Origin of the sequence: Gemmatimonas sp. (genome assembly GCF_044345575.1) — a bacterium.
GTDB lineage: Bacteria > Gemmatimonadota > Gemmatimonadetes > Gemmatimonadales > Gemmatimonadaceae > Gemmatimonas.
In genome coordinates this window covers 1-7,474 of the sequence record NZ_JBIJAW010000161.1, presented here as the reverse complement: position 1 = coordinate 7,474, position 7,474 = coordinate 1, and the positions used below count along the sequence as shown (strand labels likewise).

Below are 7,474 nucleotides of genomic sequence, written 5' to 3'. Positions count from 1 at the left end.
ACGTGGCGCAACACGTTCCTCGCGTCCACGATGCTGGGCCAGGCCAAGACGGTGCATCAGGCCGAGATCGACGCGACGTGCGAACTGATCGACTTCTGGCGCTTCAACGTGCAGTTCGCGCAGGAGCTGTACGCCGAGCAGCCGCTCAGCGACCACACCATGTGGAACCAGCTCGACTATCGTCCGCTCGAAGGCTTCGTGTACGCGGTCACGCCGTTCAACTTCACGGCCATCGGCGGCAACCTGCCGGGCGCGCCGGCGCTCATGGGCAACACGGTGATCTGGAAGCCGTCGGCCACGGCGCTGCTCTCGAGCTGGTACACGTACCTGCTGCTCGAGGAAGCCGGCCTGCCGGCGGGCGTGATCAACTTCATTCCCGGCGATGCCTCGATGATCTCCGACATCGCGCTCACGCATCGCGATCTCGCCGGCGTGCACTTCACCGGCTCCACGGGCGTGTTCAACAGCATGTGGGAGACGGTCGGCAAGAACATGGGCAAGTACCGCTCGTATCCGCGCATCGTGGGCGAAACGGGCGGCAAGGACTTCATCGTGGCGCACCCGAGCGCCGACCCGCAGGCGCTCGCCGTGGGCATGGTGCGTGGCGCGTTCGAGTACCAGGGGCAGAAGTGCTCGGCGGCGAGCCGCGCCTACATCCCGGCCTCGCTGTGGCCGACCGTGAAGGAACGCTGCATCGCGATGATGGCCGAGATGAAGCAGGGCGACACGCGCGACTTCTCCAACTTCGTGGCCGCCGTGATCGACGAGCGCGCCTTCAACCGCCTCGCCGCGGCGATTGACGAAGCGAAGGCCAAGGCGACCATCGTGGCGGGTGGCGGCTACGACAAGTCGAAGGGGTGGTTCATCGAACCCACCATCGTGGAGACGAAGGATCCGAACTACCGCTCGCTGTGCGAGGAGCTGTTCGGCCCGCTGCTCACGGTGTACGTGTACGACGACGCGCAGTGGCTCGAAACGCTCAAGATCGTCGACGGCACCTCGCCGTACGCGCTCACCGGCGCGGTGTTCTCGCGTGACCGTCAGGGCGTGCGCGAAGCGATGAGCCACCTGCGCAACGCAGCCGGCAACTTCTACGTCAACGACAAGCCCACGGGCGCCGTCGTGGGTCAGCAGCCCTTCGGTGGCGCGCGTGGCTCGGGCACCAACGACAAGGCCGGCAGCAAGTCGAACCTCATGCGCTGGGTGAGCACGCGCACGGTGAAGGAGACGTTCTCGAGCCCGCTGGACTGGCGCTATCCGTTCCTGGGCTGATGCGCACCATCCGCTTCGTCACCACCGACGTCTTCACCTCCGAACCGTTCACCGGCAATCAGCTCGCCGTGTGCTTCGGCGCCGAGGGGCTCTCCACGGAGACGCTGCAGGCGATCACCCGCGAGTTCAACTACAGCGAGACGACGTTCGTGTTCGAGCCGGAAACTCCGGGCACGACACGACGCGTGCGCATCTTCACGCCGGGGATGGAGGTGCCGTTTGCCGGCCATCCCACCATCGGCACCGCGCATGTGCTGGTGGCCACCGGCGAAGTAAAGCCGACGGCCGAAGAGATTGCCGCAGGGGAGATGACGGTGGTGCTGGGCGAGAACGTCGGCCCCGTGCCGGTGCGGGTGCGCCTCGATCATGGCGTGCCCACTTGGGCTCAGCTCACGACCGCCATGCTCCCCGAGGAGCGTGTGGAAGTGCGCGACCTCGACGCTATCGCGCACATGTTGTCGCTCGAGCCGTCGGACATCCTCGGCGGTGCCTATGCGCCCGCCGGCGCGAGTTGCGGGCTCGCGTTTCAGATGATTGCCCTCACGAGTGTTGATGCCGTGCGCCGCGCGCGGCTCCGCACCGACGCCTGGGAGCAGGTCCTCGGCGGCAAGTGGGCGGAGTGGCCCATGGTGTTCGCCATGACCGGCGGCAGCGACGAACAAGGGCTGGCGGCGCATGTGCAGGGGTGCGACATCCGCGCGCGGGTCTTCGTGCCCAACTGCGGCGTCCCGGAAGATCCTGCCACCGGATCGGCCAATGCGGCGCTGGCCGGGTTTCTGGCCGCACGCACCCCGCGTGACGGAACACTGCGCTGGGAAGTGGCACAGGGCGTGGAGATGGGGCGCCCGAGCCGCCTGTCCATCGAAGCGCACAAGACCGGCGGGGCGATCGACGCCATTCGGGTGGGTGGCGCGAGTGTCGTAATGGCCGACGGCACGATGTCCCTGCGCTGAGGGGCGGGCCGGGCGACGGCGCGTGCGGGACGTTCCAACGACTCCCGCGCCGTCCTCCGGATCAGCCGTTTCGCACGCCCCGTGCGGCGATCGATCGCTCGCCGGTCTGCCCAAGCTTGAGGGCATCGAGCCCCGCGGACCACCGCACCACGCGATTACGTCCGCTTCGCTTCGCCGCATAGAGCGCTTCGTCGGCCCGGGCGCGCAGGTCTTCGGCGATGGTCTCGCTGGGCACGTGATCGGCCACCACGCCGATGCTCACGGTCAACGCAATGCGGGGCGACGGTTCCACGAATACCCGACGGCGGAATGCCTCCACGATACGCAGCGCCAGGAGCTGCGCGCCGTCGAACGAGGTATTGGGCGCGAGAATCATGAACTCCTCGCCGCCGGTGCGCGCCACGACGTCGTCGGTACGGGCGTTCGCCCGCAGCAGCTCGCCCACTTCGGCGATGACCCGATCCCCCACCAGGTGCCCGTGGGTGTCGTTCACGAGCTTGAAGTGGTCGAGATCGATGGCCAGCAGCGCCACATCGGTATGCGCCCGGGCGGCGCGGGCCAATTCGCGACGCATCTGCAGCTCGAATCCGCGCCGATTGAAGCACCCCGAGAGCGGGTCGGTCGACACGATACTCGCCAGCTGCGTGCGCATACGATTGTACGCCCGCCCCACTGAGGTGATGGCATCAGGGCGCTTGTCGGCAGCCACATCGTAGCTCTCGGAAAAGTCGCCCTCCTCGGCTTTCTGAAAGATCGACACGAGCGTATCGAGCCGCTCCTGCAGATTGCTCTGCACCAGCGTCAGCAGCAGCGCTCCCGCCCCGAAGATGCCGAGCGTCACGAACACCCGTCCCCACGCCACGGGATCGCCATGCCGGCCGGCAATGTCATTGAGCAGGAGGTAGGCGACCGCCGTGGCGGCCAGCATGAGGAGCGCCGAGGCGCGCCCGAAGTACACATGAGTGAGCTGCAGCGACACGAACGCCAGGAACAACCCGACGAAGTACTCCTGCGGACGCGCCAGGAGGAACACCAGCCAGAACACCACGGTGAGGTCGGCAGCGACCATCAGCGTGGACAGCGTCCGGTCGGCAGTGCGCGTGCGGCGCACGACGCTGCGGATGAGGAGCACCAGGGCGGCATACAGCACGGCCGCCACGCCCATGAGCACGTCCACGCGATCGGGGCCGATCGCGCGGCTGGCAACGGGTGACAGCTGCAGCGTCCCGAGCGTTCGCAAAGCGATGGTCACGAGGCCGGTGATGAGCGCGAGCGCCAGCCGGTATCCCGTCTGCCAGATCAGGATGTCGGCTGTGGCCGTGTCGACGCGGGAGCGCTCAATGTCCATGCGGCCATGGTAACGCCCATTCCGGACGGCGGGGAGCATCCGGGCGCCGAATCCGTGGGACGAACATTCAGCGGAACGGGACAGGACGGATTCCCGTTTGTATACCAACCCATTTCCTGAAAGCCATGTCCCGGTACGACGCCAGCGGTTCGTTCTTCGACGACGAAGTCGGTTCCCCGTATGCCCCCCGCGACGCCTGTGGGGTGGGATTCATCGCCCGGCAGAGCGGCGAACGGACGCACGAGGTCATCAGCCTCGCACTGGAAGCGGCGGCCCGGCTGGCGCACCGGGGGGCATCGGCCACCGACCATTCGGCCGACGGCGCGGGACTGCTCGCCCAAATCCCGCGGCGCCTCTTCATCCTGGCGGCGTCGCGATTGGGGATCCATCTGCCCGCCGATGCCTCGGTCGGCGTGGGCATGTGCTTCCTGCCATCGGATCCGCAGGCGTGCGAGGAGGCCATGGGGCTCGTCACCGACGTGCTGCTGGGTGATGGGATCCCGGTGCTGGGGTGGCGTGAGGTCCCGATTCGCCCGGAGGTGCTGGGGGCGTCGGCGCGCGCCGCCATGCCCACCATCAAGCAGATCCTGGTGAGCCGGCCCGCCGGCGCCGACGACGACACGTGGGAGCGCCAGCTCTATTTGGCGCGCCGCGAGATGGAGCACCGGGCGCTCGCCCGCGCCCTCGAGCCGTTCTACATCTGCTCGCTCTCGTGCCGGACCGTGGTGTACAAGGGGCTGCTGAACGGCGGGCAGCTGGGCGCGTTCTTCCCCGACCTGCGCGACCCCGCCTTCGAGTCGGCCATCGCCGTGTTCCACGAGCGGTACGCGACCAATACCATGCCGCGCTGGGAGCTGGCGCAGCCGTTCCGCATGCTGGCGCACAACGGGGAGATCAACACGCTGTGGGGCAACCGCAATGCAATGGCGATGCGCGGCGCCCTGCTGGACGCCCCGGCGTTCGGTGATCGGGCCGACCGCGTCCGCGATCCCATCCGCCCGCGCGGCAGCGACTCCGGCAGCCTCGACAATGCCCTCGAGCTGTTGGTGCGCTCGGGCCGTTCGCCGGTGCACGCCACCATGATGCTGGTACCGCAGGCGTGGGAGAAATTCCCCGACGTGGAGCCCGCGGTGAAGGCGTTCTACGAATATCACCAGTGCGTGATCGAACCGTGGGACGGCCCCGCCGCGCTCGCATTCAGCGATGGCGTCACCGTAGCGGTCTCGCTCGACCGCAACGGGCTGCGCCCGTGCCGCTACAAGATTCGCGCCGACGGCATGGTGGTGGCCGGCTCCGAAGTGGGGATCGTAGACTTCGACCCGCGCGATGTGGTGGAAACGGGCAAGCTGGGGCCCGGTGGCGTGTTCCTCGTGGACACCGCGAGCACGCGCATCGTGCGCAACATGGCCGCCAAGCGCGAGGTCGCCGCGCGGCGGCCGTACGCCAAGTGGATTGCGCAGCACATGGCCACGCTGCCGCCCAGCGATGGCGCAGAGCCGCTCGTGCGCTCGAGCGATCAGTTGCGTGCCACGCAGATGGCCTTCGGCTACGGCCACGAAGACCTGCGGCTCGTGCTGGAGCCGATGGCGAGTACGGCGGCCGAAGTCGTGTGGAGCATGGGTGACGACGCGCCGCTCGCGGTGCTGAGCCCCAACACGCCGCCGCTCTATTCGTTCTTCCGCCAGCGATTCGCGCAGGTGACCAATCCGCCCATGGACTCGCTGCGCGAGAGCATGGTGATGTCACTGCGCATGCACCTGGGACGTCGTGGCTCACCACTGGTGGAGAAGCCGGGCTACGCGCGCATGCTGCGCATCGAACATCCGGTGCTGCTGCCGGAGGAGATGGTGGCACTGCGCAACTTCCCCCAGTTCCCGGCGGCCACGCTCGACGCCACCTACAACGCCCGCTCCCGCTCCGAGGCGCTCGAAGCGGCGCTCGATTCGCTCTGCCGCCGCGCCGAAGTGGCGGCGCGCAAGGGCGCGCGCCTACTCATCCTCAGCGACCGTAAGGTGAGCGCCGATCGCGCGCCCATTCCGGCGTTGCTTGCACTCGGTGCGGTGCGCCAGCATCTGGTGCGCACCGGATTGCGGGCGCGCGTGGGGCTCGTGGTGGAAGTGGGTGACGCCATCGAACAGCATCATATGGCTGCGCTCTTCGGCTACGGTGCCGAGGCCGTGTATCCGTGGCTCGCTTTGGAAACGGTGGCCACGCTCTTCTCCGAAGCCCACGGCAAGGCCGACGCCGACACCGAGCGCCCGGGACCGGCGCTCGCGCAGTCCCGCTATCGTGCCGCTGTGGAGAAGGGTCTGCTCAAGGTGCTCGCCAAGATGGGCATCTCCACGCTCTCCTCGTATTGCGGCGCCCAGACATTCGACGCCCTCGGCCTCGGCGCCGACGTGATCGATCGCTGCTTTGCCGGCACCGCCTCCCCCATGGGTGGGCTGTCGTTGCGGGAACTCAGCGAAGACGTGCTGCAGCGGCATCGGCGCGCGTACACTGCCGATGGCGCCCCGCAGGCCATGCTGCCGGATCACGGCCGGGTGCGCTTCCGCAAGGAAGGCGAACAACATGCGTGGGCGCCGCAGACCGTACTCGCGCTACAGCAGTCGGTCGGCAGCGCGCGCGCCTCACGCGCGGGGAGCAACCCCGACGACGCGTGGCGCACGTTCGCCCAGCGCACCGATGGCGGCGCGCCGAGCACCGTGCGCGACCTGCTGGCGATTCGCGTGGGCGCGCCAGTGCCTATCGAAGAAGTGGAGCCCATGGAGGCCATCCGCGCCCGCTTCATTTCGAGCGCCATGTCGCTCGGCGCGTTGTCTCCCGAGGCACATGAGACGCTCACCATCGCGATGAATCGCATGCAGGCGCGATCCAACAGCGGAGAGGGCGGCGAGGATCCGGCGTTCTATCGCGATACGGGGCCCGATCGGCGCGACAGCCGCATCAAGCAAATCGCATCCGCGCGCTTCGGCGTGACCACCGAGTATCTGGTGCGCGCCGAAGAGATCGAAATCAAGATCGTGCAGGGGGCCAAGCCGGGCGAAGGCGGTCAATTGCCGGGTCACAAGGTCACCGAACTCATCGCACGGCTGCGCCACAGTACGCCGGGCGTGGGGCTCATCTCGCCGCCGCCGCACCACGACATCTACAGCATCGAAGATCTCGCGCAGCTGGTACACGATCTCAAGACCGTGAATCCGCGGGCGCGTGTGGGCGTGAAGCTCGTGGCGGAAAGCGGCGTGGGTACCGTAGCCGCGGGCGTGGCCAAAGCGTTCGCCGACTACGTGCTCATCGCTGGCCACAACGGCGGCACGGGCGCGTCGCCGCTCTCGAGCATCAAGCACGCCGGGTCACCGTGGGAGCTTGGGCTCGCCGAGGCGCAGCAGGTGCTGGTGGCGAACGGATTGCGTCACCGCGTGGAAGTGCGCGTCGATGGCGGTCTCAAGACGGCCCACGACGTGATCATCGCTGCGTTACTTGGCGCGGAGTCGTATGGGTTCGGCACGGCGCCGCTGGTGGCCATGGGCTGCGACATGGCGCGCCAGTGTCACCTCAACACCTGCCCCACCGGTATCGCCACGCAGCGTGAAGACCTGCGCGCGAAGTTCCGCGGCACGCCGGATCAGGTGATCGCGTACTTCTCGCGTATCGCCGAGGATGTTCGCACGGAGCTCGCGCTCATGGGCGCCCGCTCACTGGGCGAGATCATCGGTCAGGTGGAACGGCTGCAGCGGGCCGAACGCCCGGAGTTGCCGCGGTCCACCATGCTCGATCTGTCGCTAGTGCTCGGCGCACCGCGCCGGAGCGACGAGGCGCGCGTGCGTACGGCGGAGCGCAACGTGCGCCCTGGCGTGCCCGTGATCGACGAGCAGATCCTGGCCGTGGCGGACGCCACGCT

General features: G+C 68.2%; 4 protein-coding genes. 3 read left to right on the top strand and 1 reads right to left on the bottom strand.

Features of this window, described 5'->3' with window-relative positions; translation table 11 throughout:
- Both pruA and ACIQ6O_RS10390 read left to right on the top strand, forming a co-directional pair.
- Window positions 1–1,272, top strand: a 1,272-nt coding sequence (pruA, locus tag ACIQ6O_RS10395) for an L-glutamate gamma-semialdehyde dehydrogenase (RefSeq protein WP_396207718.1), incomplete at its 5' end; no start/stop codon positions are given.
- The gene (locus ACIQ6O_RS10390) at window positions 1,272–2,225 is read left to right on the top strand and encodes a PhzF family phenazine biosynthesis protein (RefSeq protein ID WP_396207717.1); all 954 of its coding nucleotides are present in this window, start codon (window positions 1,272–1,274) and stop codon (window positions 2,223–2,225) included. The genes pruA and ACIQ6O_RS10390, both read left to right, overlap by 1 nt.
- A gap of 61 nt (window positions 2,226–2,286) precedes the next feature.
- Here the strand turns inward: ACIQ6O_RS10390 and ACIQ6O_RS10385 are convergent, their stop codons facing one another.
- Window positions 2,287–3,573, bottom strand: coding sequence for a diguanylate cyclase (locus tag ACIQ6O_RS10385; protein WP_396207716.1), 1,287 nt, complete (start codon window positions 3,571–3,573; stop codon window positions 2,287–2,289).
- Between the two features lie 125 nt (window positions 3,574–3,698).
- Between ACIQ6O_RS10385 and gltB the strand changes: the two genes are divergently transcribed.
- Window positions 3,699–7,474 (top strand): glutamate synthase large subunit (gltB, locus tag ACIQ6O_RS10380; protein ID WP_396207715.1); only part of this gene is annotated, 3,776 nt, incomplete at its 3' end.